At 70.9% G+C, this 23,884-nt stretch carries 23 protein-coding genes and 1 pseudogene; 11 read left to right on the forward strand and 13 right to left on the reverse strand.

Features of this window, described 5'->3' with window-relative positions; genetic code table 11:
• The 8 genes and pseudogenes from BJK06_RS18975 to BJK06_RS04490 form a co-directional block, all read right to left on the reverse strand.
• A pseudogene (locus BJK06_RS18975) lies at positions 1 to 1,176 on the reverse strand (NtaA/DmoA family FMN-dependent monooxygenase); the annotation flags it as partial.
• The gene (locus BJK06_RS18120) at positions 1,155 to 2,423 is read right to left on the reverse strand and encodes an NADH:flavin oxidoreductase/NADH oxidase (RefSeq protein ID WP_219810658.1); all 1,269 of its coding nucleotides are present in this window, start codon (positions 2,421 to 2,423) and stop codon (positions 1,155 to 1,157) included. The pseudogene BJK06_RS18975 and the gene BJK06_RS18120, both read right to left, overlap by 22 nt.
• Entirely contained in the window at positions 2,423 to 3,757 is a 1,335-nt protein-coding gene (locus BJK06_RS04465) for an NtaA/DmoA family FMN-dependent monooxygenase (protein WP_022907949.1), read from the reverse strand. The genes BJK06_RS18120 and BJK06_RS04465 overlap by 1 nt, the downstream gene beginning before the upstream one ends.
• Before the next feature lie 42 nt (positions 3,758 to 3,799).
• Entirely contained in the window at positions 3,800 to 4,576 is a 777-nt protein-coding gene (locus BJK06_RS04470) for an ABC transporter ATP-binding protein (protein ID WP_070416871.1), read from the reverse strand.
• Positions 4,573 to 5,421, reverse strand: coding sequence for an ABC transporter ATP-binding protein (locus tag BJK06_RS04475; RefSeq protein WP_070416872.1), 849 nt, complete (start codon positions 5,419 to 5,421; stop codon positions 4,573 to 4,575). Before BJK06_RS04475 ends, BJK06_RS04470 begins: the two co-directional genes overlap by 4 nt.
• Positions 5,422 to 5,440: 19 nt before the next feature.
• Positions 5,441 to 7,063, reverse strand: a complete 1,623-nt coding sequence (locus tag BJK06_RS04480; RefSeq protein ID WP_070416873.1) for an ABC transporter substrate-binding protein — start codon at positions 7,061 to 7,063, stop codon at positions 5,441 to 5,443.
• An 85-nt stretch (positions 7,064 to 7,148) separates the two neighbouring features.
• A complete protein-coding gene (locus BJK06_RS04485) occupies positions 7,149 to 8,054 on the reverse strand; it encodes an ABC transporter permease (RefSeq protein WP_070416874.1) in 906 nt (301 codons plus the stop codon).
• On the reverse strand, positions 8,054 to 9,184 hold the full coding sequence (locus tag BJK06_RS04490; RefSeq protein WP_083295049.1) for an ABC transporter permease: 1,131 nt from the start codon (positions 9,182 to 9,184) through the stop codon (positions 8,054 to 8,056). Before BJK06_RS04490 ends, BJK06_RS04485 begins: the two co-directional genes overlap by 1 nt.
• Positions 9,185 to 9,438: 254 nt before the next feature.
• Between BJK06_RS04490 and BJK06_RS04495 the strand changes: the two genes are divergently transcribed.
• The 3 genes from BJK06_RS04495 (at position 9,439) to BJK06_RS04505 (ending at position 11,561) form a co-directional block, all read left to right on the forward strand.
• Positions 9,439 to 10,167, forward strand: coding sequence for a GntR family transcriptional regulator (locus BJK06_RS04495; RefSeq protein ID WP_022907943.1), 729 nt, complete (start codon positions 9,439 to 9,441; stop codon positions 10,165 to 10,167).
• An 89-nt stretch (positions 10,168 to 10,256) separates the two neighbouring features.
• A complete protein-coding gene (locus tag BJK06_RS04500) occupies positions 10,257 to 11,066 on the forward strand; it encodes an Ltp family lipoprotein (RefSeq protein ID WP_083295050.1) in 810 nt (269 codons plus the stop codon).
• Between the two features lie 60 nt (positions 11,067 to 11,126).
• A complete protein-coding gene (locus BJK06_RS04505) occupies positions 11,127 to 11,561 on the forward strand; it encodes a VOC family protein (protein WP_070416875.1) in 435 nt (144 codons plus the stop codon).
• A gap of 6 nt (positions 11,562 to 11,567) precedes the next feature.
• Here the strand turns inward: BJK06_RS04505 and BJK06_RS04510 are convergent, their stop codons facing one another.
• The gene (locus BJK06_RS04510; RefSeq protein WP_070416876.1) at positions 11,568 to 12,521 is read right to left on the reverse strand and encodes a manganese catalase family protein; all 954 of its coding nucleotides are present in this window, start codon (positions 12,519 to 12,521) and stop codon (positions 11,568 to 11,570) included.
• A 166-nt stretch (positions 12,522 to 12,687) separates the two neighbouring features.
• Between BJK06_RS04510 and BJK06_RS04515 the strand changes: the two genes are divergently transcribed.
• Together BJK06_RS04515 and BJK06_RS04520 are read left to right on the forward strand one after the other, a co-directional pair.
• Positions 12,688 to 13,656, forward strand: coding sequence for a helix-turn-helix transcriptional regulator (locus BJK06_RS04515; RefSeq protein ID WP_070416877.1), 969 nt, complete (start codon positions 12,688 to 12,690; stop codon positions 13,654 to 13,656).
• A 9-nt stretch (positions 13,657 to 13,665) separates the two neighbouring features.
• Positions 13,666 to 14,541, forward strand: a complete 876-nt coding sequence (locus BJK06_RS04520) for a DUF808 family protein (RefSeq protein WP_070416878.1) — start codon at positions 13,666 to 13,668, stop codon at positions 14,539 to 14,541.
• 51 nt (positions 14,542 to 14,592) lie between these two features.
• Here BJK06_RS04520 and BJK06_RS04525 read toward each other — a convergent pair whose 3' ends face one another.
• Positions 14,593 to 15,432: a glycoside hydrolase family 16 protein gene (locus BJK06_RS04525; protein WP_070416879.1), complete on the reverse strand. Its 840-nt coding sequence runs from the start codon at positions 15,430 to 15,432 to the stop codon at positions 14,593 to 14,595.
• 187 nt (positions 15,433 to 15,619) lie between these two features.
• Here BJK06_RS04525 and BJK06_RS04530 point away from each other — a divergent pair, with 187 nt between their 5' ends.
• The gene (locus tag BJK06_RS04530) at positions 15,620 to 15,973 is read left to right on the forward strand and encodes a helix-turn-helix transcriptional regulator (protein WP_070416880.1); all 354 of its coding nucleotides are present in this window, start codon (positions 15,620 to 15,622) and stop codon (positions 15,971 to 15,973) included.
• Positions 15,970 to 16,653 (forward strand): cation diffusion facilitator family transporter, encoded by a 684-nt coding sequence (locus tag BJK06_RS04535; RefSeq protein WP_070416881.1) that lies wholly within the window; start codon positions 15,970 to 15,972, stop codon positions 16,651 to 16,653. The genes BJK06_RS04530 and BJK06_RS04535 overlap by 4 nt, the downstream gene beginning before the upstream one ends.
• Before the next feature lie 15 nt (positions 16,654 to 16,668).
• On the opposite strand, the gene BJK06_RS04540 is transcribed toward BJK06_RS04535, so the two are convergent.
• The 3 genes from BJK06_RS04540 to BJK06_RS04550 all read right to left on the reverse strand — a co-directional run bounded on the left by BJK06_RS04540 (position 16,669) and on the right by BJK06_RS04550 (position 20,451).
• Positions 16,669 to 18,630 (reverse strand): potassium transporter Kup, encoded by a 1,962-nt coding sequence (locus tag BJK06_RS04540; RefSeq protein WP_258027702.1) that lies wholly within the window; start codon positions 18,628 to 18,630, stop codon positions 16,669 to 16,671.
• Between the two features lie 371 nt (positions 18,631 to 19,001).
• Positions 19,002 to 19,889 carry a serine hydrolase gene (locus BJK06_RS04545; protein ID WP_070416882.1) on the reverse strand — a complete coding sequence of 296 codons (888 nt, stop codon included), beginning with the start codon at positions 19,887 to 19,889 and terminating at the stop codon, positions 19,002 to 19,004.
• Between the two features lie 157 nt (positions 19,890 to 20,046).
• The gene (locus BJK06_RS04550) at positions 20,047 to 20,451 is read right to left on the reverse strand and encodes a hypothetical protein (RefSeq protein WP_070416883.1); all 405 of its coding nucleotides are present in this window, start codon (positions 20,449 to 20,451) and stop codon (positions 20,047 to 20,049) included.
• A 141-nt stretch (positions 20,452 to 20,592) separates the two neighbouring features.
• On the opposite strand from BJK06_RS04550, the gene ppk2 reads away from it, so the two are divergent.
• The 4 genes from ppk2 (at position 20,593) to BJK06_RS04570 (ending at position 23,842) form a co-directional block, all read left to right on the forward strand.
• A complete protein-coding gene (ppk2, locus tag BJK06_RS04555; protein ID WP_070416884.1) occupies positions 20,593 to 21,501 on the forward strand; it encodes a polyphosphate kinase 2 in 909 nt (302 codons plus the stop codon).
• Positions 21,502 to 21,573: 72 nt separating this feature from the next.
• Positions 21,574 to 22,389, forward strand: coding sequence for a glycosyltransferase family 2 protein (locus BJK06_RS04560; RefSeq protein ID WP_070416885.1), 816 nt, complete (start codon positions 21,574 to 21,576; stop codon positions 22,387 to 22,389).
• Positions 22,386 to 23,222, forward strand: a complete 837-nt coding sequence (locus tag BJK06_RS04565) for an endonuclease/exonuclease/phosphatase family protein (RefSeq protein ID WP_070416886.1) — start codon at positions 22,386 to 22,388, stop codon at positions 23,220 to 23,222. The genes BJK06_RS04560 and BJK06_RS04565 overlap by 4 nt, the downstream gene beginning before the upstream one ends.
• Positions 23,219 to 23,842 (forward strand): hypothetical protein, encoded by a 624-nt coding sequence (locus BJK06_RS04570; RefSeq protein WP_083295052.1) that lies wholly within the window; start codon positions 23,219 to 23,221, stop codon positions 23,840 to 23,842. Before BJK06_RS04565 ends, BJK06_RS04570 begins: the two co-directional genes overlap by 4 nt.
• The last annotated feature ends 42 nt before the right edge of the window (positions 23,843 to 23,884 follow it).

The following is a 23,884-nucleotide window of genomic DNA, read 5'->3' on the forward strand; positions in this document are numbered from 1 at the left end:
TCAGAACGCGAGCAGGTTCTCGCGGAACGTCTCGTGCTCGTAGCCGTCCCTGATCAGACCGCGACGCCGGAGCACCGGCGCGAGTCCGTCGCAGACCTCGGTGAGGTTCTTCCGGGTCACCGGGAGTCCGACCAGGAAGCCGTCGGCGCCGGAGGCGGCGATCGCCTCCTCCATCTGGTCGGCGACCGTCTCGGGGCTGCCGACGAGCCGGACCGATCCCGTGGTGTCGCGCTGCGCGGGGAGGGCCTCGCGGAGCGTCTTGCCGTCGGCCTTCGCCAGGAACGCCTCGATGACGCTCTGGTGCCCGTTGCTCTTGCCCTTGAGGTCCGCCGGGAGCGGTTCGTCGAGGTCGAACTGCGCGAAGTCGAACCCGGACGTGTACGACAGGTTCGCCAGCTGCGCGTCGATGTTCTCGCGGGTGGCGGCGAGCTGTCGGGCCTGCTTCGCCTCGGCCTCGTCGTCGGTGTCGGCGAGCACGGGCTCGACGAGGAACAGGATCTTCGCGTCCGTCTCCTCACGGCCGAACCCGACCATCCGTCGGTGCATGTCGTCGACGTACTCGCGCATGGCGTCGACGCCCGGTGCCGAGGCGATGAGCGTGTCGGCGTTGCGCGCGCCGAGGTCGCGACCCGCCGGGGAGCCGCCGGCCTGGCAGACCACCGGGTGTCCCTGGGGGCTGGCGACCGTGTTGAGCGGCCCACGGGTGCGGTAGTACTTCCCCGCGAAGTCGGCGTACCGCACCTTCGTGTGGTCGGCGAAGACACCGGTCGCCTCGTCGAGCACGAGGGCGTCGGCGTCCCACGTGTCCCAGAGCGCCCGGACCGCGTCGATCCACTCGTCGGCCATCGCGTACCGCTCGTCGTGCTCGAAGTGCTGGTCGTAGCCGTAGTTCTGCGCGGCCGCGTGCGGTGAGGCCGTGACGAGGTTGATGCCGACACGGCCGTGCGTCAGGTGGTCGAGCGTGGACATCAGCCGGGCCGCGAGGAACGGCGGGTAGAAGGGCGTCGCGGCGGTCGCGATGATGCCGAGGTGCTTCGTCGCGGCGGCGAGCAGCGGGACCAGCGGCATGGGGTCGTGCCGCACGATCGCGGAGCGCAGCGAGTGCTCGAACGAGGAGCCGAACACGTCGGGGAGGACGGACGAGTCCTCGAGCATCATGAAGTCGAACCCGGCCCGCTCGAGCGAGGTGGCGGCGTCGACGAAGAGCTGCGGGTTGGCGACGTCGTGGCGGACGTTGCCGGACCACTGCCCGTTCCAGCCGTAGACGCCGAAGCCGTAGCCGAGGAACCAACCGAGGTGGAACATGGGTGTGCCTTCCGTGGGAGGTGGTGTGGTGCCGGACGGTGCTGCGCCCGGTGGTACGGCAGCGGGTGGTAGTCGATGGAGGCGCCGAGCTCGGCGGCGGCGCGGAGCCCGAAGCGCGGGTCGCGCAGGAACTCACGGCCGACGAACACGACGTCCGCCCGGCCCTCGGCGATGACCGCCTCGGCCTGGTCGGCGGTGGTGACCAGCCCCACCGCGCCGACCGGTGCACCGGTGGCGGCCCGCAGCCGTTCCGCGTGCCCGACCTGGTAGCCCGGGAACACCGGGATCTCGGCGTGCGGGACCATCCCGCCGGTGGACACGTCGAACAGGTCCGCGCCGGCCGCCACCGCCCAGGAGGCCGTGGTCGCCGTGTCCTGCTCGGTCCAGCCCCCGGGGACCCAGTCGGTCGCCGAGAAGCGCACCAGGATCGGGAACCCGTCGCCGAGGGCGGCGCGCAGGTCGCGGACGACGTCGAGCAGGAGGCGGGCCCGTCCGTGCAGCGAGCCGCCGTACTCGTCGTCGCGCGTGTTGGCGAGCGGGGACAGGAACTGGTGCAGCAGGAACCCGTGCGCGGCGTGCAGCTCGACGAACTCGAACCCCGCGTCGCGCGCCCGGACGCCCGCCGCGACGAACGCCCGGTGGATCCCGCGGACCTCGTCGTTGCTGAGTTCCCGCGGGGCCGCGTACCCGGTGTACGGCACGGTGGACGGTCCCACGACGGGCCACCCGCCGTCCGCCACGGGCACGGTGCCGCGGACCCGGTCCCAGCTCCGCCCGGTGGACGACTTGCGACCGCCGTGGCTCAGCTGGATGCCGATGCGGACGCCCTGGTCGCGGACGAACGCGGTGGTCGGGCGCCAGGCGTCGCGCTGCGCGTCGTCCCAGAGCCCGAGGTCGTACGGCGTGACCCGGCCCTCCGGGGTGACGGCGGTGCACTCCGCCACGATCGCCCCGGCGCCGCCGAGCGCGAGCCCGCCGAGGTGCACGTGGTGGAACGGGGTCAGCATGCCGTCCCGGGCCTCCACCGTGAACATCGTCAGCGCGGGCACCCAGAGCCGGTTGCGGAACCGGGTGCCGCGCAGCTCGATCGCCTCGAACAGCGCCGGGGCGCCCGGCATCAGAACGCCCGCAGGTTCTCGCGGAGCGTCGTGCCGGTGTACTCGTCGCGGATGAGCCCCCGGCGGCGCAGGGCCGGGGAGAGGCCGTCGGCCACCATGGCCATGTTGAGGCGGGTCGTCGGCATGTAGACGAGGAAGCCGTCGCCGCCGACGTGCTCCATGAACTCGCCCATCTTCGCCGCGACGGTGTCCGGCGAGCCGACGAACCCGAGGTCGTTCACCTGGTGCGAGGAGGCGACGACCTCGCGCAGCGTGCGGCCCTGCTGCCCCTCGAAGAGCTTCTCGATCGAGGTGTACTCGCCGTTCTGCTTCGAGATGTCGATGTCCTCGACCCGGGTGTCCGGGTCGATCGCCCCGAAGTCGATGCGACCACCGGACGTGTACGACATGTTCCAGAGGTTGTACTCGATCGCTTTGTCCGACGACATCGCGAGCCGGGCGGCCTCCGATGCGGCCTGCGCCTCGGCGTCGGTGGCGGCGATGGTCGGCGTGACGATGAACAGGAACTTCACGTCGTCCGGGTTCCGGCCGGCGGCGGCGACCCGGGCGCGCATGTCGTCGCGGTACGCCTTCGCGCTCTCGGGCGTCTTCGACAGGGCGATCATCGTGTCGTCGTGGAGCGCGGCGAGCTGCCGGCCCATCTCCGATCCACCGGCCGAGCAGATCGGGACGACGCCCTGCGGCCCCGGGATCGTGTTGAGCGGCCCGCGCGAGCGGAAGAACTCGCCGCGGTGGTCGATCGGGTGCACCTTCGTGTGGTCGGCGTAGACGCCCGCCACCGGGTCGGCGACCACGGCCCCCGGTTCCCAGGACCCCTGCAGGGCCTTGACGACGTCGGCCCACTCGATCGCCATCCGGTAGCGCTCGTCGTGGTCGAGGTGCTGCTCGTAGCCGTAGTTCTGGGCGACGCGGTCGGTGACGCTCGTCACGACGTTCATGCCGATGCGCCCCTCGGTGAGGTGGTCGAGCGTCGTGCCGAGGCGTGCGGCGAGGTACGGCGGGTACTGGATCGTCGAGAACGTCGGGACGATGCCGATGTGCTTCGTGGCCTGCGTCATGAGCGGGACGAGCGGCATGGGGTCGTTCTTCGGCGCCATGAACCCGCGCCGCAGCGAGGTGTCGGCGGTGCCGCGGTACGAGTCCTCGACCATCGCGGTGTCCTCGATGAGGATGTAGTCGAAGCCGCCGCGCTCGAGGTTCTTCGCGAGGTCGATGTAGATGTCGGGCTTCATCCAGTCGGTCACGTTCGTGCCGGTCCAGGGACCGTCGCCGTTCGTGTCGGACCAGGCCTGGATGCCGAAGCCGTTGCCGAGGAACCATCCGAGGTGGAACATGTGGAGCCTTTCGTGTGGGAGGGCGGGCGTGTCCGTGAGGGACTACGCCACGGGCTCCTCGACGGCCAGGTGGGCGTCGACGAGCTTCTGCGTGTACGGGTGTCTGGGGTGTTCGAGGACTTCGAGCGTGCGGCCGGACTCGACCACCTCGCCCTGGTTCATGACGACGAGCTCGCCCGTGATGAACGCGGTCGCCGGCAGCCCGTGCGACACGAACATGAGGCCGGCGCCGTGGTCGTTCGAGTAGCGCTTGAGCAGGTTGAGGACGACGCCCTGCACCGAGACGTCGAGCGCCGAGACGGCCTCGTCGCACACGAGCAGGTCGGGTCGGACGACCAGCGCCCGGGCGATCGACATCCGCTGACGCTGGCCGCCGGAGAGTTCGGACGGGTACCGGTCGACCCAGCTCGGGTCGATGCCGAGCTCCGTGGTGATCTCGCCGATCGCGGCGTCCGCACCGGCGACGTCGTGCCCGCCGAGGATCTGCGCCGGCGTCCGGAGCGACTCGCGGATGCGGTGTCGCGGGTCGAACGTCGAGGTGGTGTCCTGGGCGACGAGCTGCACCCGTCGTCGGTACTCGAGCCGACCGGCACGCGTCGACATGATCGACCGGAGGTCCCGGTCGTCCACGGTGATCGCGCCGGCGGAGGCCCGCTCGAGTCCGGTGACGATCTTCGCCATCGTGGACTTGCCCGAGCCGGACTCCCCCACGATGCCGACGCGCTGGCTCGCGCCGAGGACGAACGAGACGTCCCGGACGGCGGTCTTGCGGCCGTAGCGCCGGGCGACCCCGGTGGCCTCGATGCGGATGCCGGTCATGCCGCCGTTCCTTCCAGTCGGGCGCGGACCGACTCGAGCGTCGGCAGTTCGTCGAGCCGTGCGGACGCCAGGGTCGGCACGCACTCGAGCAGTCCACGGGTGTACGGGTGGGTGGCCTCGTCGAGTCGCGAGGACGGCAGCTGCTCGACGATCTCGCCCTGGTACATGACGACGACGAAGTCGGTGAAGCGCCGGCAGAGCTCGATGTCGTGCGTGATCACGAGCACCGCCGTCCCCTCCTGCTCGGCGAGGTCGACCATGAGCTGCATCGCACCGACGGCGAGCGATGCGTCGAGCGCGCTCGTGGGTTCGTCGGCGATGAGCAGTGCGGGCTTCGAGGCGAGCGCGATGGCCATCATCACGCGCTGCCGCATCCCCCCGGAGAGCTCGTGCGGCTCGGCACCCATGACCCGGTCCGGGTCGGTGATGCCCACGGCACGGAGCCGTTCGAGGGCATCGGCGGTGGCGCGTCGCTTCGACACCCGCTCGGTGGCCCGGAGCACGGCGACCAGCTGGCTGCCGATCGTCCACACCGGGTCGAGCGACGACATCGCGTCCTGGAAGATCATCGACAGCCCGGGGGTCCGGACCGGGATCCGACCGGCCGGCCCGGTCCGCTCGATCGAGCTGCCGTCGAGCTCGAGGGTCTCGACCTCGACGGTCCCGGCGTCGAGGAACCCCGCGATGGCGTTGCCGAGGCTCGTCTTGCCGGAGCCCGACTCACCCACGACGGCGACGCGTTCCCCGCGCCGGACCACGAGGTCGGCGTGGCGGACGGCGTGGTTCGTGCCGTAGGTGACGTTGAGGTCCGTGACCCGGAGGACCGGGGCCGACTGGTCGTTCATGGTGTCTCCCTGTCGTCGCTCAGCTCGAGGCGAGCTGCAGCTGCGAGTAGTCGATGACGTTGTCGGAGCGGAACACGTACCCGTCGACGTCCTTCGCGAAGGCGTTGAGCGGCTGCACGTAGTTGATGTAGATCGTCGGCATCTGGTCTTGCAGGACCTTCTGCGCGGCGTTCCAGTACTTGCCCGCCTCGGCCCCGGTCGGGTCGCCCGCGGCGTTGCCGTCCGCGATGGCCTGGTTGAGCTCGGCGTTGTCGAAGTCCGGCCAGTTGATGGCGGAGCCCGGCGTGTAGAAGAGCGACAGGACGTAGGGCGGCGACTGCACGACCGCGTAGTCGCGACCGAGGGACGCCTCGAACGTCTTCGCGGCGAGTCCGGCCTGGAAGGTCGACGAGTTGACCGTGTCGATGGTCATGTCGAAGCCGGCGTCCTTCACCGCGGTCTGGATCTGGACGGCGGTCTCCTGCAGGTCCGGGACGGAGTTGTTCACGGTGAGGGTGAACTGCACGGGCTCGGTGTACCCGGCGTCGGCCAGGATCTTCTTCGCCTCGGCCGGGTCGGTCTCGTTGGCCCTGAGCCCGCTGCCGTCGAAGCCCGGGTCGGCGTCGGAGAGGATGCTCGAGATGGAGTCGGCCCGACCGTGGTACACGTTCTCGTTGATCTTGTCGTAGGGGATCGCCGCGGCGAGTGCGCGGCGGACGGCGACGTCCTTGAACGTGCCCTTCGTGGTGAGGAGGGGCATGTACACGTACGCGTTCGTCGGCACGTCGAACACCTTCGCGGCGTCGGCGTCCTTGAGCTCGACCTGGTCGGCCGGACGGAGCTGGGCCGCGATCTGCGCGTCGCCGGACTTCACCAGGTTGGCGCGCTGGCCGGCGTCCGCGACCACGCGCTGGACGATCCGGGCGATCGACGGCTTGCCTTCGGCGTACCCGGCGTTCGCGGTGTAGATCGTCTGCTCACCGGGCGTGTAGGTGTCCACCTTGTACGCCCCGAAGCCGAAGTTCGGGTGCGTGCCCGACCACTTCACGGCCCACGGGTCGCTCGACGTGGTGTGCTCCTTGAGGACCTTCGCGTCGTAGATGTTGTAGCCGACGTTCGCGAGCAGGGACAGGGCCGTGTAGCCGTAGCTCGCCTTGTCGAGCGTGAGGGTGACGGTCTCGTCGTCGACCTTCGCGAACTGGTCCGGCTTCGTGATGAACGGGGCGCTGATGAACGGCACGATGCTCGTCTCGACGGCGAACTTGCGCTGGATGCTCCAGATCACGTCGTCGGCGGTGAGTGCGTTGCCCGCCGTCGACTTCGCGTCCGTGTCGAGGTGGAACGTGTAGGTGAGGCCGTCGTCCGAGACGTCGTAGCTCTTCGCGAGGACCGGGGCGAACTTGTTGTAGTCCTCGTGCTCGGCCTGACCGCCGGTGCCGTCGACGTACTCGTTGCGGATGAGCGAGGCTCCGGTGTTCTTGAAGAACTCGGCGGCCTCGTACCCGGTGGCGCTGGTCTCGTACGAGAAGCTCTGCGGCTGGGCCGCGGTGACGATGACGAAGGCGCTGGAGGCGGCGTTCCCGCCGGCGCTGCAGGCCGCGAGACCGAGGGCGCCGACGACCGCGATCGCGGCGGCGGCGATGGTGCGTTTCATGTTCAGCATGGGCACGGGTCTCCTGGGGAAGGGGATGGGACGGGAGGGACGGTGTGGGTGGGGAGGAGGGGTCGCGTGGGGCAGGTGGTCGCCGTCAGACCCGCGACCGGCCGACGAAGGCCGCGACCAGCACAGAGGCGGACCAGACGGAGAGGCCGAGGGCGGCTGCCGGGAAGAGCACCGGCCACCACCGCCCCACCGCGGCGTCCGGGGCACCGGCGGCGAGCATGGTGCCCCACTCCGCGGTCGGTGTCGGGATGCCGACGCCGAGGAAGCCGAGGGCGGCGCAGAAGATGATCGCCATCCCGAAGATCGTCGAGGTGTTCTCGATCGTCGTCCGGGCGGAGTTCGGCAGCACGTGGCCCAGGAGCAGGCGCAGTTCGGACTCGCCGGACATCCGGGCGGCGTCGACGTAGCCGTCCGACCGCGTGCGGAGGACCTCGGTGCGCATCAGCCGCGCCTGGAACGGGATGAGGACGATCGCGAGGGCGAGCGTGATCACCACGGCGTTGCGTCCGAAGAACGACACGATCACGAGTCCGGCGATCATCACCGGGATCGACTGCACGAGGTCGACGGCGCGGCCCAGCAGTCGGGCCACGAACCCGAGCACGGTGCGGTCGCCCTGGTACATGCCCGAGACGAGCCCGATCACGATGGCGACGACGGTGGCGATGACCGTGATGCAGATCGCGATCACGATGTCGAGGCGGAACGCGGTCATCACCCGGGAGTAGACGTCGAGGCCGTTCGCGTCCGTGCCGAACCAGAACTCCCCCGACGGGGCCTCCGACTGCCCGCCGACCACCGACGTGGCCGGGTGGTTCACCAGGTACGGCCCGACGACCGCGAGCACGACGAGCACGGCGAAGGGGACGAGCCGCAGGACGAAGCCGGTGCGCCCGGCCGGTCGACCGACGCGACCGTCCTGCGTCGAGCGGGGGCTCCCCGCTCCGGTGGTCGTCGGCTCGGGCAGCGCGGTGGGGGTGTCGAGCGCCATCAGGCGTCCTTCCCGGCGACGCCGGCGCGCCGCCTCGAGTCGAGGAGCATCGTGACGATGTCCGTGACGAGGTAGATGACGAGGCACATCGCCGCGGTGACGAGGAGGAACGACCGCAGCGCGAAGACGTCGGAGGCGTTCACCGCGTCCACGGCGTACTGCCCGAGTCCGCCGAGACCGAAGAGCGACTCGAGGACCACCGCGCCGCCGAGGAACAGGCCGAACAGCATGCCGAGCGTGGCGACCGCCGAGGGGAGCGCCCGGCGGTAGATGCTCGCGAGGACCGTCCGGCGGGACGCTCCGGACGCCACACGGAACCGGGTGGCGGGGTCGTCGATCGCCTGGTCCAGGTTGACGATGAGCATCTTGATGAGCAGCGGGGAGTGGGCGACGACCATCACGACGACGGGCAGCACGAGGTGCTGCGCGTACGACGCGAAGGCTGCCGGGTCCCCGGCGATGAGCGCGTCCACCATCGGGAAGTTCGTGACGGTGGGCGGCGCGATGAGCAGCGGGTCGAGGCGGCCGCTCGGCGCCGGGGCCCAGTGCAGCTCGGCGTAGAAGACGAAGAGGAACGCGATGCCGATGACGTACTCGGGCAGCGCGCCCGCCGACCGGGCGTAGGCGGTGAGCAGCTTCGCGAAGCGGTTGCGGCGCTGCGTGACGATGAAGTGCGCGGTCACGAGCGACACCGACGAGGCGAGGAGCAGCCCCCAGAACACGAGCTCGAGCGTCGCCGGGACCCGGGTCGCGAGGTCCTGCGCGACCGGTCGGCCGGTGGCGATCGACGTGCCGAAGTCGAGGTGGGCGAGCTGTGTCAGGTAGGTGCCGAGCTGCTGGATCCACGAGCCGGTCAGCCCGTAGGACTCCCGCGCCTGCTCGAGCTCGGCCCCGGACAGGCGGCCGCCGGTGGCCGACACGACCGGGTCACCGGGGATGAGCTGCACGAGGAAGAACGAGACGAGGACGAACACCAGGACGTTGGCGACGGTCAGTCCGGCCGGCCGCAGGAACCAGAGGCGCTCCCGGACGCTTCGTCGCCTCGTCGTCAACGAGGTGTCGAGGGCGGCGAGACGCTCGGCCTCCGCACGGGTCGCATCGTCGACGATGTCGGGCTCTCTCACGGTCATGTGCCGGCCTTCCGTCGCATCGGGTGGTGGTCAGCAATGCTCGCGATCGTTCGTTTCCGACGACCGCTCCGGGTGTAACCGGATCATTAAGCGACCAGCGGCGAAAGGAAAGCCCAGGTGAGAGGGACTTCGTCCGACCGTTCACGCCGTTCGCGCGGTTCGGAGGAATCCGTTGCCCTGCGCGACGAGCGTCGTATACTCACTGCACCCGAGCCGCATCGTGGCGGTGAGATCCTGCGACGATCGGAGTCACGATGAGCGACACGCTGTCCGACCACCCGCGCGCGAAGGGCGGGTCCTCACGCGGCCGTCAGATCTCGGCGAGACGGGTCCGCGACCTCATCACCGCCTCGATCCGCGAGGGGCACATCGCACCCGACGCTCCCCTCGCCGAAGAGGACCTCGTCACGCTGTTCGACACGAGCCGCGGGTCCGTCCGCGCCGCGCTCGCGCAGCTCCGGGACACCGGGTTCCTCGAGCGCCGGCCGCGCGTCGGGACGAAGGTCACGCACCGCGGGGTCGTCGTGCCCCTCACCGACATCGACGCCGACAGCGAGCACGTCTACGTCGAGCGCTTCGAGGACCGCATCGTGCCGAGCTTCCCGCTCGTGCGCGAACGGCTCCGCATCGACGAGGACCACGTCCGGATGATCGAGAACCTGCTCGTCACCGACGACGACGTGATCGGGCTCCGCGCCGCCTACTTCTCGGTGCGCTACACGCACTCCCCCGAGAGCCTGTCCGGGCCGATCAACATGACGACGGTGCTCCGCGACTTCTTCGACGCGTCGCGCGGCGAGGTGCTCGTCACCATCGGCAGCGAGGCGGCCGACGCCCACACGGCGAAGATGCTCGGTACCGAGGTCGGCGCGCCCCTCATCGTGCGCGAGGTCACGTACCACGACCTCGACGGCGTGCCGGTCCAGACCGTCTTCGACCGGTACCGCGGTGACCGGGTGCGGCTCGAGGGTTCCACCCTCTGACCCAGGAGGCGCGGAGCGCCCCGAACTGGGGCCGGGTGATCTGGCTCAACGAACATGAACCATCTCTCACCTTTGCGATACTGATCGGTATGACAACACCCGAGCCGCAGGGGGGCGGCACGTCACCGACTCCTCCCCCGTACCAGCCGCACGCCCCGGCAGGCCAGACCTTCGCTCCGTACCCCGGCGCCCCCACTCCGCAACAGCGCACTGCCGGACTCGCGATCGCCGCGCTGGTCGTCGGGATCGTGGCGTTCGTGTTCGGATGGGTCCCCGTGTTCGGCGCGATCGTCGGCGTGGTCGCCATCGTCCTCGGCGCGATCGCTCTCCGGAAGCGTCAGTCGAAGGGTCTCGCCATCACGGGCCTCGTCCTCGGCGCCGTGGCCACCATCACGTCGATCACCTTCGCGGCCGGACTCGGTGCGTTGGTCGGCACGGCATCCGACTCGGCGACGCAATCGTCCGTCGTCGCGGAGTCGGCCACCCCGGCGCCGGTCGCGGCCGAGGAGTCCGAGAGCGCCTCCCCCTCGGAGAGCTCCGAGTCCGAGCCGTCCGAGGCCCCCTCCGAGAGTACCGAGGCTGCGCCCGCGACGCCCGTGGAGTACACCTCCGCCCTCGTCAAGGCCGAGAGCTACTCCGAGATGATGCACATGAGCAAGGCGGGCATCTACGACCAGCTCACCTCGGAGTACGGCGAACAGTTCTCCGCCGAGGCAGCGCAGTACGCGATCGACCACGTGCAGGCGGACTGGAACGCGAACGCGCTCGAGAAGGCGAAGAGCTACCAGGAGGACATGTCGATGTCCCCCGCCGCGATCCGCGACCAGCTGGTCAGTGAGTACGGCGAGAAGTTCCTGCCGGCCGAGGCCGACTACGCGATCGCGCACCTCAACGACTGACACCGGAACGAGCAGCGGAGGCCCTGTCGAACGACGGGGCCTCCGCTGTATCGTCTGCCCATGGCGACGGTGCGGCAGGTGCAGGTGACGTTCGACTGCGCGGACCCCGAGCGGGTGGCGCGCTTCTGGTGCGAGGTCCTCGGCTACGTGGTGCCGCCGCCACCGGAGGGGTTCGACTCGTGGGACGCCTTCGACCGGGCGCTGCCCCCGGAGCACCGCGGTTCGGCGTTCGCCTGCGTGGACCCGACCGGAGTCGGCCCACGGTTGTTCTTCCAGCGCGTGCCGGAGGGCAAGGTCGTGAAGAACCGCGTGCACCTCGACGTCCGGGTCGGCAGCGGGCTCGTCGGCGCCGAACGGCTCGCCGCCCTCGACGCCGAGAGCGACCGGCTCGTCGCCCTCGGCGCCACGCAGTTCCGCCGCATGCTCGCCGACGAGGTCAACGAGTCGTGCATCGTCATGCAGGACGTCGAGGGCAACGAGTTCTGCCTCGACTGAGACCGGTCAGGCGACGGGGCCGTACACCGGCGTCTCGGCCTGGTCGAGTTCGAGCTCCGCGGTCTGCTGGATGAGTGCGAGCAGATCGGCGTCGAGCCCCGGCGCGAACTCCTCGAGCCGCTCCGGCGCGATGAACGACGGCACCCCGGCGGGTGCCTGCTCGGACGCGTCGAGGTCGGTGCCGTCGTTCGACGGGGAGGCGCCGCGGAAGATCTTCGCGGCCTCGGACGCACCGTCGAGGTCGAAGCTGTACTGCTTGCTCTGCAGCCCCAGGTCGACGAGCGCCTTGACCTCGGGGAAGGCCTCGGCGTTGGTCTTCGGGATCGGCAGGAGCTTCCCCCAGTCGACGCCGAGGGCCTCGAGCGCCTTCGCGTAGGCGTTCTCGTGCGCCTGGTCGCGCACGATCAGGTACGCGATGGTGCTGCGAGCGGTGGGGTTGTCGGTCATCTCGTAGATCCGGCACTTCTGCAGGCGGCCGGTCGACTCGAGCATGAGGTTGTACAGCAGGTCGAGCGGCAGGTTGCCGGAGTTGTACACGTAGCTGCCGCTCCACGGGTTCCCGGCCGCGTCGACCGGCAGGGCTCCCTGGGCACCGACGAGGTAGTGGTGGATGTTGCCCGTGTCGAGCGCGATGTTCAGCGGGGTCGCCCCCTTCGCCCCGGGGGTGTCGAGCGGGTCGGTGGGCGTGCCGGAGTACTCGGGAGCACCGTCGAGCAGCCGTGAGATCGTGGTGCCGATGAGCTCGACGTGGCTGATCTCCTCGGTCCCGACGCCCTGGATGAGGTCGCGGAACGGCTTCGCGGCCGGCCCCCGGAAGTTCATCGCCTGGAACAGGTACTGCATCATCGTGCGCATCTCGCCGAACTGCCCGCCGAGTCCCTCCTGCAGGGCGTTGGCGGCCGCGGGGTCCGGTTCGCCGTCGGCGATCTCGTTGATCCAGGTCTGTGCGTGGAAGTACATGTGGTCCTCCGTCCGAGCGACGGATCCGCCGCTGTCCTCACCGTCCTCGGGGGCGTCTGGCAGCCCGTACGGAACAGCCGCCGAACGCAGTCGCGCCCGTGGTCGGGTGCGCGAACTGCGTCGCGATGTGACCGATCGCGGACGACATGCGCGACACTGGTCGGACATGGTCCACGATGTCGCGCCGATCCACGTCGATCGCCGGGGGTCCTCCCTCGACGACGCCGTGGCGCTGTACGAGCGGGTGTACGACAGCCGTGACATCCACATCGGCGATGCTGCCCGCGACGGGTTCGCCTTCCGCTTCCGGGCCGTCGGCGACCAGGACGTGGTGGTGGGCACCTCGGACGTGGCGGCACGACGGTGGGGCACGATCGTCCCCGGTCACGACTACGTCCTGGCGTGGGCGACCGGCCCCGGCATGACGATCGACACCGGGACCCGCGACCCGGTGCAGCTGCTGCCCGGGATCCCGGTGATGTACCCGGTCGGTCGCGACTTCACGTTCGAGGGGCTCCCCTCGGGACAGCACTCGGTCCGGTTCGGCGGCGCGTTCCTCGAGTCGATCGCCGCTGCGCGCCGCGGCGACGACGAGCCGCGGCAGCTCGCGTTCCGCCGCACGCTGGGGGTGGACGCGCTGCGGCTGCTCCGCAGCCGGATCGGCGAGGCCGCACCGCGCCTCCTGGACCCGACCGCGCCGGAGACGGTCCGCGCACGCTGGAACCAGTCGATCGCGGACGCCGTGGCGGCGGCGTTCGACGCGACGCCGTCGTCGGCGCCCACGGTGGCGGTCGGGTCGTCGACGATCCGGTTCGCCAAGGAGTGGATGGTCGCGAACGCCCGCCGGCCGCTCACGGTCGCCCAGGTGAGCGCTGCTGCCGGGGTGAGCGCACGGGGACTGCAGGCCGCCTTCCAGCGGAACGTCGGCGTCCGGCCGATGCAGTTCCTGCGCGAGGCCCGGCTGCACGGGGTCCGCGCCGAACTGCTCGCGGGCGACCCCGAGCGTGTGACGGTCGCCGAGGTCGCGCTGTCGTGGGGGTTCAACCACCTCGGGCGGTTCTCCGGGTACTACGCCGAGGTGTACGGGGAGTCCCCCTCGCAGACCCTGCGCCGACGGGACGCGCCGAGGCCCTAGTCTGAGCGCATGTCAGTCGGTCTGCTCGCCATCGTCGACGACGTGCTCTCCGCGGCCCTCAAGGCCAGCGCCAAGACCGCTGGCGTCGTGATCGACGACGCCGCGGTGACCCCGCAGTACGTGCAGGGGCTCTCGCCCGCGCGCGAGCTGCCGGTCGTGGGGCGGATCGCACTCGGCAGCCTCTTCAACAAGTTCGTCATCATCATCCCGCTCGCGCTGCTGCTCACCGCGTTCGCGCCGTGGGTGCTGCCGTGGTTGCTGCTGCTCGGCGGCACCTACCTGTGCTTCGAGGGGGCCGAGAAGGTCACCGAGTGGTTCGGCGCGCACCACGTCAGCGAGGCCGAGGAGACCGTCGCCGAGCCGAAGCTCGTGTTCGGCGCGATCCGCACGGACCTCATCCTCAGCACCGAGATCATGCTCATCGCCCTCGCTGGACTCGACCCCGACCTCGGGCTCTGGCCGACGCTCGGCGCGCTCATCGTCATCGGGCTCGTCATGACCGGGGCGGTCTACGGCGCCGTGGCCCTGCTCGTGAAGATCGACGACATCGGGCTGCAGATGATGAAGAACAGCGTCCGTCGCACCCGACGGACCGGCGCGCGGATCGTCCGCGCCATGCCGACCGTGTTCCGTGTGATCGGCATCGTCGGCACGGTGGCCATGCTCTGGGTGGGCGGACACCTCGTGATCGCGAACCTGGCGGAGACCTTCTGGCACGGCCCGTACGACCTGCTGCACGCGATCGAGCACGGCATCGAGGCGACCGGGCCGGTCGTCACGTGGATCGTGGACACCGCGGTGTCGGCGGTGGTCGGGCTCCTGCTCGGCCTGGTGGTCGTCGCCGTCGTGCTGGGCATCGGACGGCTGCGCGGCCGCACCCACTGAGCGGGCGCGACCGCCCCGGTCCTCGCGTCGGTCAGCGGCGCCGGCGCCCGGTCAGTTCCAGATCGCGATCCAGTCCACGCTGACGTGCCCGACCGCGCTCGCCGGGATCGCCCCGCCGTTCGTGGTGGTCTCCGCCTGCATGGTCACGCGGAAGGCCGTCGTCGGCACCGCCTTGGTGGTCGACGAGACGAGCTTGCCGTCCCAGTAGAACCGGACGATGCCCTTGTCCCACTCGGTCGTCGCGACGTGCCAGCCGGTGCTGTCCGAGGGCGCGAAGGTCTCCTTGCCCGGTTCGAACCGCATGCCGAGCGGCGTCCAGCTGCCCGGGACCGCCGAGGCCGGGCGGGGGCGGGCACCGAGGTCGGCCTCGGGCCAGTCGATCTCGCCCTCGTTCCAGTCGTCGCTCGACGGCCAGAGGATCGTCGAGAACTTGTAGCCCTGGGTCTTCGTGGTCTTGTACCGGATCGACACCCGACCCGTCTTGTGCGGGGCGTACCCGTCGGGCATGATCGCCGCGACGAGGGGCTGGCCCTTCTCGGTGTGCAGCGCGAAGTCGAGCACGCCGCCCTTCACGCTCAGGACCTTCGACGGCGCGTACTTCCCCTTGCCGGTCGTGTCCGTGAAGCCGTCGTAGAGACCGATCCGCGGGTACGTCGCCGCGAACTTGCCGACCGGCGCGGCACTGTCGAACCCGGCGCGGAAGGTCTGCTTCCAGGTCCGGCCGTTCGTCGTGACGTTCGTCTTCGGGATCGTCCGGCCGTCCGGCACGGTCGAGGTCGCCTTCGACGAGGCGGGGAGGGCCGCTGCTCCGGCGGGCGCGCCGGCAGCGAGGCTGGTCGCGGCGACGAGTGCGATCGAGAGCGCGGCGACGAGGACGGACGGGGACCGCATGCTGACTGCCTCCTGCGTGGGGGTGTGCGTGTGTTGCGATGGCCGTGGTGCTTGTGCGATGGAGTATCGGGCGTCGCTGCTCGTCGGTTAGTCGATTCCCGGCCTGGATCCCCCGGCGTTCAGGTTCGCTGTACCCGACGTACCCGTCTACCCCCGTTCAGTACAGTCCGTGCTGTACTGTGGGTGCATGCTGCTCGTCGCACCGCGCCTCGAGGTGATGAACCGCCTCGGCCGCGCCCTCGCCGATCCGACCCGCGCGCGGATCCTCCTCCGCCTGCTCGAGTCACCCCGGTACCCCGCCGTGCTCGCCGACGACCTCGGGACCACCCGGGCGAACGTGTCGAACCACCTGGCGTGCCTCCGCGGGTGCGGGATCGTCGTGGCCGTCCCGGAAGGCCGTCGGACCCGCTACGAGATCGCGGACGCGCACCTCGCCCGTGCACTCGAGTCGCTGGTCGACGTCGTGCTGGCGGTCGACGACGGTGTGCCGTGCACCGACGACGCCTGTGCCGTGCCGCTCTGCTGCGGGCCGGGCGCATGAGCGCCGCGCTGCCGCTCGGGCCCCGTCCGACGGCCGTCCGGAGCGCGGTGCTGCGCCGCCGGATCCGATGGATCGTCGCCGCCACCATCACGTACAACGTCGTCGAGGCCGTCGTCGCGATCAGCGCCGGTTCGGTCGCGTCGTCCACCGCCCTGATCGGCTTCGGCCTGGACTCGATCGTCGAGGTGCTCTCCGCGGCCGCGGTCGCGTGGCAGTTCGCTGCGCCCGACCCCGAGCGGCGCGAGCGGACGGCGCTCCGCGTGATCGCCGTCTCGTTCTTCGGGCTCGCCCTGTACGTCTCGGTCGACGCGGTGCTGACACTGACCGGACTGCGCGAGCCGGAGCACAGCACGGTCGGCATCGTGCTCGCCGCGGTCAGCCTGGCCGTGATGCCGTTCCTCAGCCTGCTCGAACGGCGCACGGGCCGCGAGCTCGGTTCGGCGTCGGCCGTCGCGGACTCGAAGCAGACCCTGGTGTGCAGCTACCTCTCCGCCGCCGTCCTGGTCGGCCTGCTGCTGAACACCCTGTTCGGCTGGACCTGGGCGGACCCGGTGGCCGGGCTCGTCGTCGTGGTGTTCGCGGTCCGGGAAGGGCTCGGGGCCTGGCGGGGCGACGCGTGCAAGCAGCCCGTCGCCGCGCTCACCGGCGAGCGCGAGGTCGAGGCCTGCGACTGCTGCTGACGCGGGCGACGGTCGTCAGATCTCGACGTCGCTGCCCATCGTCACGGTGCGGTGCGCCGGCAGCCCGAAGCGGGCGGCCGGGTCGGCGGCGTTGTGCGCCAGCCCGACGAAGAGCTTCTTGCGCCAGCCGACCATGCCCCGGTTCCCCGCCACCGGGCGGAGTGCGCCGCGCGAGATGAAGTACGACGCGTTCGCCATCTCCTCGGGGTCGACGTCGAGCACCTCGGCCAGGCAGGCCGCGTGCAGGGCCTTCGGCAGGTCCTGGTCGTCCGAGAAGCCGAACTTGATCGTGATGTGGTCGATGCCGTCGTCCTCGTAGCCGAGGTCGTCACGGAAGAAGGCCTTGGCGTGCGGCACGTGGGGCACGTTCGCGGTGATGACGGACACGATGACGACCGTCCGGTGCACCACGTGGTTGTGCTCGACGTTCGCCCGGAGCGCCAGCGGCGTCGTCTCCTTGTTGGGGTGCGGGAAGATCGCGACACCCTGCACGCGCGGGATGCCCTTCGTGTTGATCTTCTCGATGAAGTCGGCGAGGGACCCCTCGCGCTCCTTGCGCTCCTCCTGCACGAGCTGCCGGCCACGACGCCACGTGGTCATGAGCGTGATCACCGCGAGCGCGATCAGCAGCGGGACCCATCCGCCGTGCAGGATCTTCGACAGGTTGCCGGCGAGGAACGTCAGCTCGAGCCCGCCGAACGCCACCGCGGCGACGACGAGCTTCCACGTCTTCCAGTGCCACAGCGGCTTCACCACGAGCAGCAGCAGGAGCGTGTCGACGACGAGCGCACCGGTGACGGAGACCCCGTACGCGGTGGCGAGGCTCGCCGAGGAACGGAACGCGAGCATGACGGCCATCACGCCGATGAACAGCAGGAGGTTGACGGCCGGCAGGTAGATCTGGCCGCCCTCCTGTCGGGAGGTCTGCCGGATGGTGAGCGGCGGCAGCAGGCCGAGCTGCACGGCCTGGCGGCTCAGCGAGAACGCCCCGGAGATGACCGCCTGGCTCGCGATGACGGTGGCCATCGTCGCGAGGATCACGACCGGGATCTGCAACGCGCTCGGGAAGAGCAGGAAGAAGGGGTCCTTCGCCGCCCCCGGCTGGTTGAGCACCAGCGACGCCTGGCCGAGGTAGTTCAGCACGAGGGCCGGGAAGACGACGAAGAACCAGGCGCGGAGGATCGGCGTCCGCCCGAAGTGGCCCATGTCGGCGTAGAGGGCCTCGGCGCCGGTGATGACCAGCACGACCGCGCCCATCGCGACGAACGTGATGTACGGGTGCGCGATGAGGAACGCGATGGCCCACGTGGGCGAGAGCCCCTGCAGGACGCCCGGGTGCGCCAGGATGTGCGGCACGCCGGCGGCGGCGATGACGACGAACCAGAGCAGCATCACGGGGCCGAACAGGTTGCCGACCTTGCCCGTGCCGACCCGCTGCACCGCGAACAGCACCACGAGGATGACCGCCGCGATCGGCACGATGAGGTGGCCGACGCTCGGGGCGGCGGTCTGCAGACCCTCGACGGCCGAGAGCACGGACACCGCCGGGGTGATGACGGAGTCGCCGTAGAACAGCGAGACGCCGACGATCCCGATGACGAGGAAGATCGTGGCTCCCCCGCGGCGCTTCGCGTAGAGGCGTCGGGCGAGTGCGGCGAGCGCCATCACCCCGCCCTCGCCGTTGTTGTCGGCGCGCATGAGCACGAGGACGTACTTGATCGAGACGATGATCGTGATGCTCCAGAACATCATCGAGATCACGCCGTAGACGTCCTCCTGGTTGGCCTGCACGATGCCGCCGTCGATCGTGAACACGGTGCGCAGCGCGTACAGCGGGCTCGTGCCGATGTCGCCGAAGACGACGCCGAGGGCGGCCAGGGCGAGGGCGGCGATGCCCTTCGCGGGGCCGTGGGTGCCGGCGTCGTCGGAGGTCTCGATCGTCGGGGTCTGAGAGCGGGTCTCGGTCACGCTCGTCACTTCCGTCTCTTCGCCGTCGGGCGACGGCCGCGGATCATCATCGCACCCGTTCGGCCGGAGCGCTCGCAGCGGGCGCACATGCGCACTCCGGCGGGATCGGGTGCGTTCCCCGGACGAACCCGCCTCCGCCGGAGGAACCTGTGCGGGCCGGAATGCCCGGGGGCGCCGGACACCGCGCACGTCGAGGAACGCGGTCGTACCGTCGGGACAGGACTCCAGGAGGAACCATGAACTTCGACGGCTTCGACCCCGCGGGACTGATCGTCTTCTGCGTGGCGGTGGTGCTGGTCTTCGGCGGACTGATCTCGAGCCGACGGCGCCACTGACGCCCGGCCCTCGGCCCGCGACCCGCGGCCCTCGACCCGCGGCGTTCAGGCCCGGTCGGCCCGTTCCTCCGACTCCAGCTCCGTCGCGACGACCGCCGCGAAGACGTCCGCTCCGAAGTGGTCGTCCGCCGTCACGGTGACGACCGTGTCGCCGTCGAAGAGCAGCATCTGCCCGTACGCGCCGTGCAGCCGCCAGAGTCGGCCGGGGCCGTCCCACCCCGCCATCGCGTACCGCTCGTAGCCGGGGCCCGTGCCGTCGCGCTCAACCCAGTCGGTGTGCATCGCGTCGCACCAGCGTGCGCTCACGATGCGTCGCCCCGCGGACTCTCCGCGGTCGCGCACCAGTCGGCCGATCCGTGCGAGTTCGCCGGTGCGCAGCGCCAGACCCTCGCCGCCGGCGACGTACCCGCTCGGGCAGCGTGCCCACGGCACGTCCTCGATGCCGAGCGGGTCGAACAACCGCCGGGCGACGAACGCGCCGACGTCGCCGACCCGGGTCTCGAGGACCCGCATCGCCGTGTACGTGCTCGCGTTCGCGTACTGGAACACCCGGCCGCGCGAGGGGCGACCGAGGAACTCGGCCGCGAGGTCCGGCCAGTCGGTGAGCTCCGTCTCGGACCACGGCATGTCGACACCGCTCGTCATGGTGAGCAGGTGCCGGAGCGTGATCGCGTCCGTGCCCGCCCCGAAGCGGACGGCGGGCAGGAGGGTCGACACCGGGACGTCCACGTCGACGAGTCCGTCATCGGCGGCGATCCCGGTGGCGAGGACCGCGACCCCCTTGGCCACGGAGTGGACCTCGCGCCGGACGTCGGGCGTCCAGTGGTGCTCGGCGGCGTCGTCCCCGACGAGGACGTGGATGCCGTGGGCGGCGAAGCCGGTGGCGTCGACGTGACGGACGAGGGCGTCGAGGAGGTCGGTCGCGGCGCGCACCCGGCCATCCTCTCGCGGACGCGACCGCGAACGGACGCCGCAGCGGACGGACACCACCGCGAACGGACCGGACCGCAGACGGACGGGAGGCGCGGTGCCAGCCGGCACCGCGCCTCCCGTCCGTCATCGGGTCGCGTCGCGACCCGCACTCCGGTCGTCAGCGACGGCGGAAGTAGCCGTTCGCGCCACCGACGAACATGAGGATGGTCGCGACGATGACTGCGATGCCACCGATCCAGCCGAAGGCGTTCGAACCGGACGCCGCGCCGACACCGACGTTGAGGACCTGCAGGATCGCGAGCACGAGCAGGACGATGCGCGCCCAGTTGCGGCCATCGCGCATCTTGAAGACGATGATGAGCTCGACGATGGCGATGATGAAGCTGATGATCGCGCCAGCGACCACCGGCCCGGTCCCGACGGCGTTCGCTGCGGCCGCGCCACCGCCGCCCGCGACGAGCACGACGATGCCGCTGATGATGTTCGCGAGGACCACGATCAGCCAGATGATGAACGAGACGGTGACGGTGGTCGGACGTCCCGACCGGGTTGTACCTGACATGCTTGCTCCTTCTGCCGCGATCGCGTCCAGCGACCTCACTGTGAACGTACAGCCCTGACGGAAGTTTGTCCGGTGTCCCTGCGGACGCGGCCGGGAAGCGCACGCCAGGATGGGGGTGCAGCACACCGACGAGGAGGACCCGTGGACAAGGCCCAGTACTCGCAGCCCATCCGGGAGTACATCGAGCAGCTCCGGACCGAGGGCTACAGCGTCGCCGACGGGCACACCGCCGACCCGGACCTCATCGACCCGTACGGCAACCCGGTCCTGACCTGGCGCGACGACTACCCGTACGACGAACGCCTCGGCCGCGAGGAGTACGAATACCAGAAGTACCACCTGCAGATCGAGCTGCTGAAGTGCCAGTACTGGCTCGAGGACACCGGGCAGAAGGCCGTCGTGCTCTTCGAGGGTCGCGACGCCGCGGGCAAGGGCGGCACCATCAAGCGGTTCACGGAGCACCTCAACCCCCGGACCTCCCGCGTCGTCGCGCTGAGCAAGCCGAGCGAACGCGAGCGCGGGGAGTGGTACTTCCAGCGCTACGTGCAGTACCTGCCGTCGGCGGGCGAGATGGTCTTGTTCGACCGTTCCTGGTACAACCGCGCCGGTGTCGAGCGGGTGATGGGGTTCTGCTCCGACGACGAGTACGAGTCCTTCATGACGCAGGTGCCGCAGTTCGAGCGGATGCTCGTCGACTCCGGCATCCACCTCACGAAGTTCTGGTTCTCGGTCACCCGCCGCGAGCAGCGCACCCGGTTCGCGATCCGGCAGCTCGACCCCGTGCGGCGGTGGAAGCTGTCCGACATCGACCTGCTCTCGCTCGACCGGTGGGACGAGTACACCGAGGCGAAGACCGCCATGTTCGCCCGGACGAGCAAGCGGTACGCACCGTGGACGATCGTCCGGTCGAACGACAAGAAGCGCGCCCGCCTCAACGCGATGCGGTACTTCCTGACGCAGTTCGACTACCCGGACAAGGCGGTGGACGTGATCGGCCGGCCCGATCCACTCATCGTCCGGCGCGGGAAGCGGGACGTCGACGTGGAGTAGGGGCGGCCAGGAGGCGCGGTGCCGGCCCGCAGCGCTGGGCGCGGTCGGAGCACTGCCTGGTTGGGTGGTGGCATGCGCCGCCCCGACACCGTCACCGTCGTCGTGCCGGTCCTCGACGACGCGGACCAGCTCCGCCGGTGCCTCGCGGCGTTGGCTCGCCAGACGCGGCTGCCCGACGAGGTGGTCGTCGTCGACAACGGCAGTTCGGACGACAGCGTGGCCGTCGCTTCCCAGGCCGGTGCCCGTGTGCTGCACGAACCCGTCCGGGCGATCGCCGCGGCGGCGTCCCGGGGCTACGACGCGGCGACGGGCACCCTGATCGCCCGGCTGGACTCGGACTCCTGCCCGGGTCCGGACTGGCTCGAGCGGGCGCTCCGGCACTTCGACGACGACCGCGTCGTGGCGGTGACCGGACCGGGCGAGTTCCGCGGGCTCGGTCGTCTGGAGCGGGCGTTCTGGCACGTGGCGTACATGCGCGCCTACTTCGCCCTGATGACGGCGGCGCTGTGGCGGCCGCCGTTGTTCGGTTCGAACCTGGTCATCCGACGCCGCGCCTGGGAGGCCGTCCGGTCCCGCGTGCACCGGTACGACGCCGACGTCCACGACGACGTCGACCTGTCCGTGCAGCTCGATCCCGCGTGGCCGGTGGTGCTCGACCGTTCCCTCGTGATGTCCGTGTCGGGCGAGCCCGTCCGCGACCTGCCCGGCCTCGTCGTGCGCACGCGGAAGGCGCTCCGGACACTGGCGCTCGGCGGGTTCCGGATCCTGCCGGTCGTCCGGGCCGTGCGGCGCTGCTGGGCGACGCCCCGTGCCGTGCCCGGTGCCGTGGTCGAGCGCGTCCCCGGACCGGACGTCGTGGAGCCGCTCGAGGAGGTGCCGGCGTCGTGAGCGACTCCCCGCTCGTCGGGCCGCGGTCCGCCCCGGACCTGCACGTCCTGACCCTCAACGTCCGCCGACGCGTCCCGCACCGTCGGACCGACCACCCCGACGCCTGGACGCACCGCCGCGATGCCGTGCTCGAGCTGCTCGGGTCCGAGTCCCCGCACCTCGCCGCCCTGCAGGAGGTCCTGCCCGACCAGGAGCGCTGGCTCACGGAGCGGTTGCAGCCCCGGTGGACCGCGGTGCTCCGGGGTCGCGGGCGCCGTGGCGACGGGGAGCGCGTCGGGATGCTGGTCGACACCGACCGTCTGCGGGTCACCGGTGAGCAGGTCCGGGCGCTGTCCCGCCGGCCGGAGCGGATCGGGAGCCGGTCGTGGGGCACCCTGTTCCCCCGGATCGCCGTCGGCCTCCAGCTCGAGGACCGCCTCACCGGCACGCGCTTCCTCGCCGTGTCCGTGCACCTCGACGTCGCATCGCCCCTGGCACGCCGTCGGTCGGCGGAGCTCCTCGTCCGGTGGGCGGACGAGGCCGGGCTCCCGGTCGTCGTGCTCGGCGACGCGAACGCCCCCGCCGACAGTGCTCCGCACCGGGTCCTCACCGACGCGGGGTTCGCGGACACCTGGACGACGGCGGCCTCGCACGCGTCCGAGCAGTGGGGCACGCACTTGGGCTACCGCGCTCCCCGGCGGGGCGGACGCCGGATCGACTGGATCCTGGCCCGCGGTGCCGACGGGGTGCGTGCCGCCGTGTCGGCGGCGGCCGTGTCGACGCGCCGACCGAGCGGGGTGTGGCCGTCCGACCACGCCGCCGTGCAGGCCGTGCTCCGGTGGGAGGCAGCGTGACCACGACCACCGCGGACCACCGCGTGATCGACCGGCTCGGTGCGACGTTCCTCCGCCGACCCCGCGGGGCCGAGGTCGTCGCCGATGCCGTCCGTGCGGTGACGCTGGTGAGCCTGCCGGTCGCCACGATCGGGTGGGGCTGGATCGCGTTCGCCGTGCTCCTGCTCGCACTGCTCGGGGTCGTCGTCCCCCGCGTGCTCGGACTCCGACCCGCCGTCGACACCGCCGTGTGCGCGCTGGCCCTCGTCGCCGGGTGGAGCAGCGTCCTCGGCTGGTACACCTCGGTGTTCCTGTGGGACAAGGTCGTGCACTTCGTGCTGCTCGCCGCGTTGACCGCGGTGCTCTGGGTGATCGCGAGCGACACCGGGGTGCTGCGCACGGGCGACCGGGTCGGTCGGGTCCAGGCGGTCGTCGTCGCCGGCGTGCTGTCGCTGGCGATCGGGTCCGTCTGGGAGATGTTCGAGTTCCTCGGCCACACCTTCCTCGACCCCACGATCTACGTCGGGTACGAGGACACCATCGGGGACCTGGCCGCCGACCTCGGGGGCGGGGTGCTCGCCGGGCTCCTGCTGCCGTGGGCCGTGCGGGACCGCCGGGTCGTCGCCGGGCCGTCGTCCTGAGCCCAGGCGGGCCGCGCGCGCGGAGGGGTGCCCTGTCGGAGG

Origin of the sequence: Curtobacterium sp. BH-2-1-1 (assembly GCF_001806325.1) — a bacterium.
Taxonomy (GTDB): Bacteria; Actinomycetota; Actinomycetes; order Actinomycetales; family Microbacteriaceae; genus Curtobacterium.

What these genes read in the sequence shown, in the direction of transcription:
- BJK06_RS18120 (WP_219810658.1), bottom strand. Translation starts at nt 2,423, where the DNA reads ATGCCGGGCGCCCCGGCGCTGTTCGAGGCGATCGAGCTGCGCGGCACC.
- BJK06_RS04465 (WP_022907949.1), bottom strand. Translation starts at nt 3,757, where the DNA reads ATGTTCCACCTCGGATGGTTCCTCGGCAACGGCTTCGGCATCCAGGCC.
- BJK06_RS04470 (WP_070416871.1), bottom strand. Translation starts at nt 4,576, where the DNA reads ATGACCGGCATCCGCATCGAGGCCACCGGGGTCGCCCGGCGCTACGGC.
- BJK06_RS04475 (WP_070416872.1), bottom strand. Translation starts at nt 5,421, where the DNA reads ATGAACGACCAGTCGGCCCCGGTCCTCCGGGTCACGGACCTCAACGTC.
- BJK06_RS04480 (WP_070416873.1), bottom strand. Translation starts at nt 7,063, where the DNA reads ATGCTGAACATGAAACGCACCATCGCCGCCGCCGCGATCGCGGTCGTC.
- BJK06_RS04485 (WP_070416874.1), bottom strand. Translation starts at nt 8,054, where the DNA reads ATGGCGCTCGACACCCCCACCGCGCTGCCCGAGCCGACGACCACCGGA.
- BJK06_RS04490 (WP_083295049.1), bottom strand. Translation starts at nt 9,184, where the DNA reads ATGACCGTGAGAGAGCCCGACATCGTCGACGATGCGACCCGTGCGGAG.
- BJK06_RS04495 (WP_022907943.1), top strand. Translation starts at nt 9,439, where the DNA reads ATGAGCGACACGCTGTCCGACCACCCGCGCGCGAAGGGCGGGTCCTCA.
- BJK06_RS04500 (WP_083295050.1), top strand. Translation starts at nt 10,257, where the DNA reads ATGACAACACCCGAGCCGCAGGGGGGCGGCACGTCACCGACTCCTCCC.
- BJK06_RS04505 (WP_070416875.1), top strand. Translation starts at nt 11,127, where the DNA reads ATGGCGACGGTGCGGCAGGTGCAGGTGACGTTCGACTGCGCGGACCCC.
- BJK06_RS04510 (WP_070416876.1), bottom strand. Translation starts at nt 12,521, where the DNA reads ATGTACTTCCACGCACAGACCTGGATCAACGAGATCGCCGACGGCGAA.
- BJK06_RS04515 (WP_070416877.1), top strand. Translation starts at nt 12,688, where the DNA reads ATGGTCCACGATGTCGCGCCGATCCACGTCGATCGCCGGGGGTCCTCC.
- BJK06_RS04520 (WP_070416878.1), top strand. Translation starts at nt 13,666, where the DNA reads ATGTCAGTCGGTCTGCTCGCCATCGTCGACGACGTGCTCTCCGCGGCC.
- BJK06_RS04525 (WP_070416879.1), bottom strand. Translation starts at nt 15,432, where the DNA reads ATGCGGTCCCCGTCCGTCCTCGTCGCCGCGCTCTCGATCGCACTCGTC.
- BJK06_RS04530 (WP_070416880.1), top strand. Translation starts at nt 15,620, where the DNA reads ATGCTGCTCGTCGCACCGCGCCTCGAGGTGATGAACCGCCTCGGCCGC.
- BJK06_RS04535 (WP_070416881.1), top strand. Translation starts at nt 15,970, where the DNA reads ATGAGCGCCGCGCTGCCGCTCGGGCCCCGTCCGACGGCCGTCCGGAGC.
- BJK06_RS04550 (WP_070416883.1), bottom strand. Translation starts at nt 20,451, where the DNA reads ATGTCAGGTACAACCCGGTCGGGACGTCCGACCACCGTCACCGTCTCG.
- BJK06_RS04560 (WP_070416885.1), top strand. Translation starts at nt 21,574, where the DNA reads ATGCGCCGCCCCGACACCGTCACCGTCGTCGTGCCGGTCCTCGACGAC.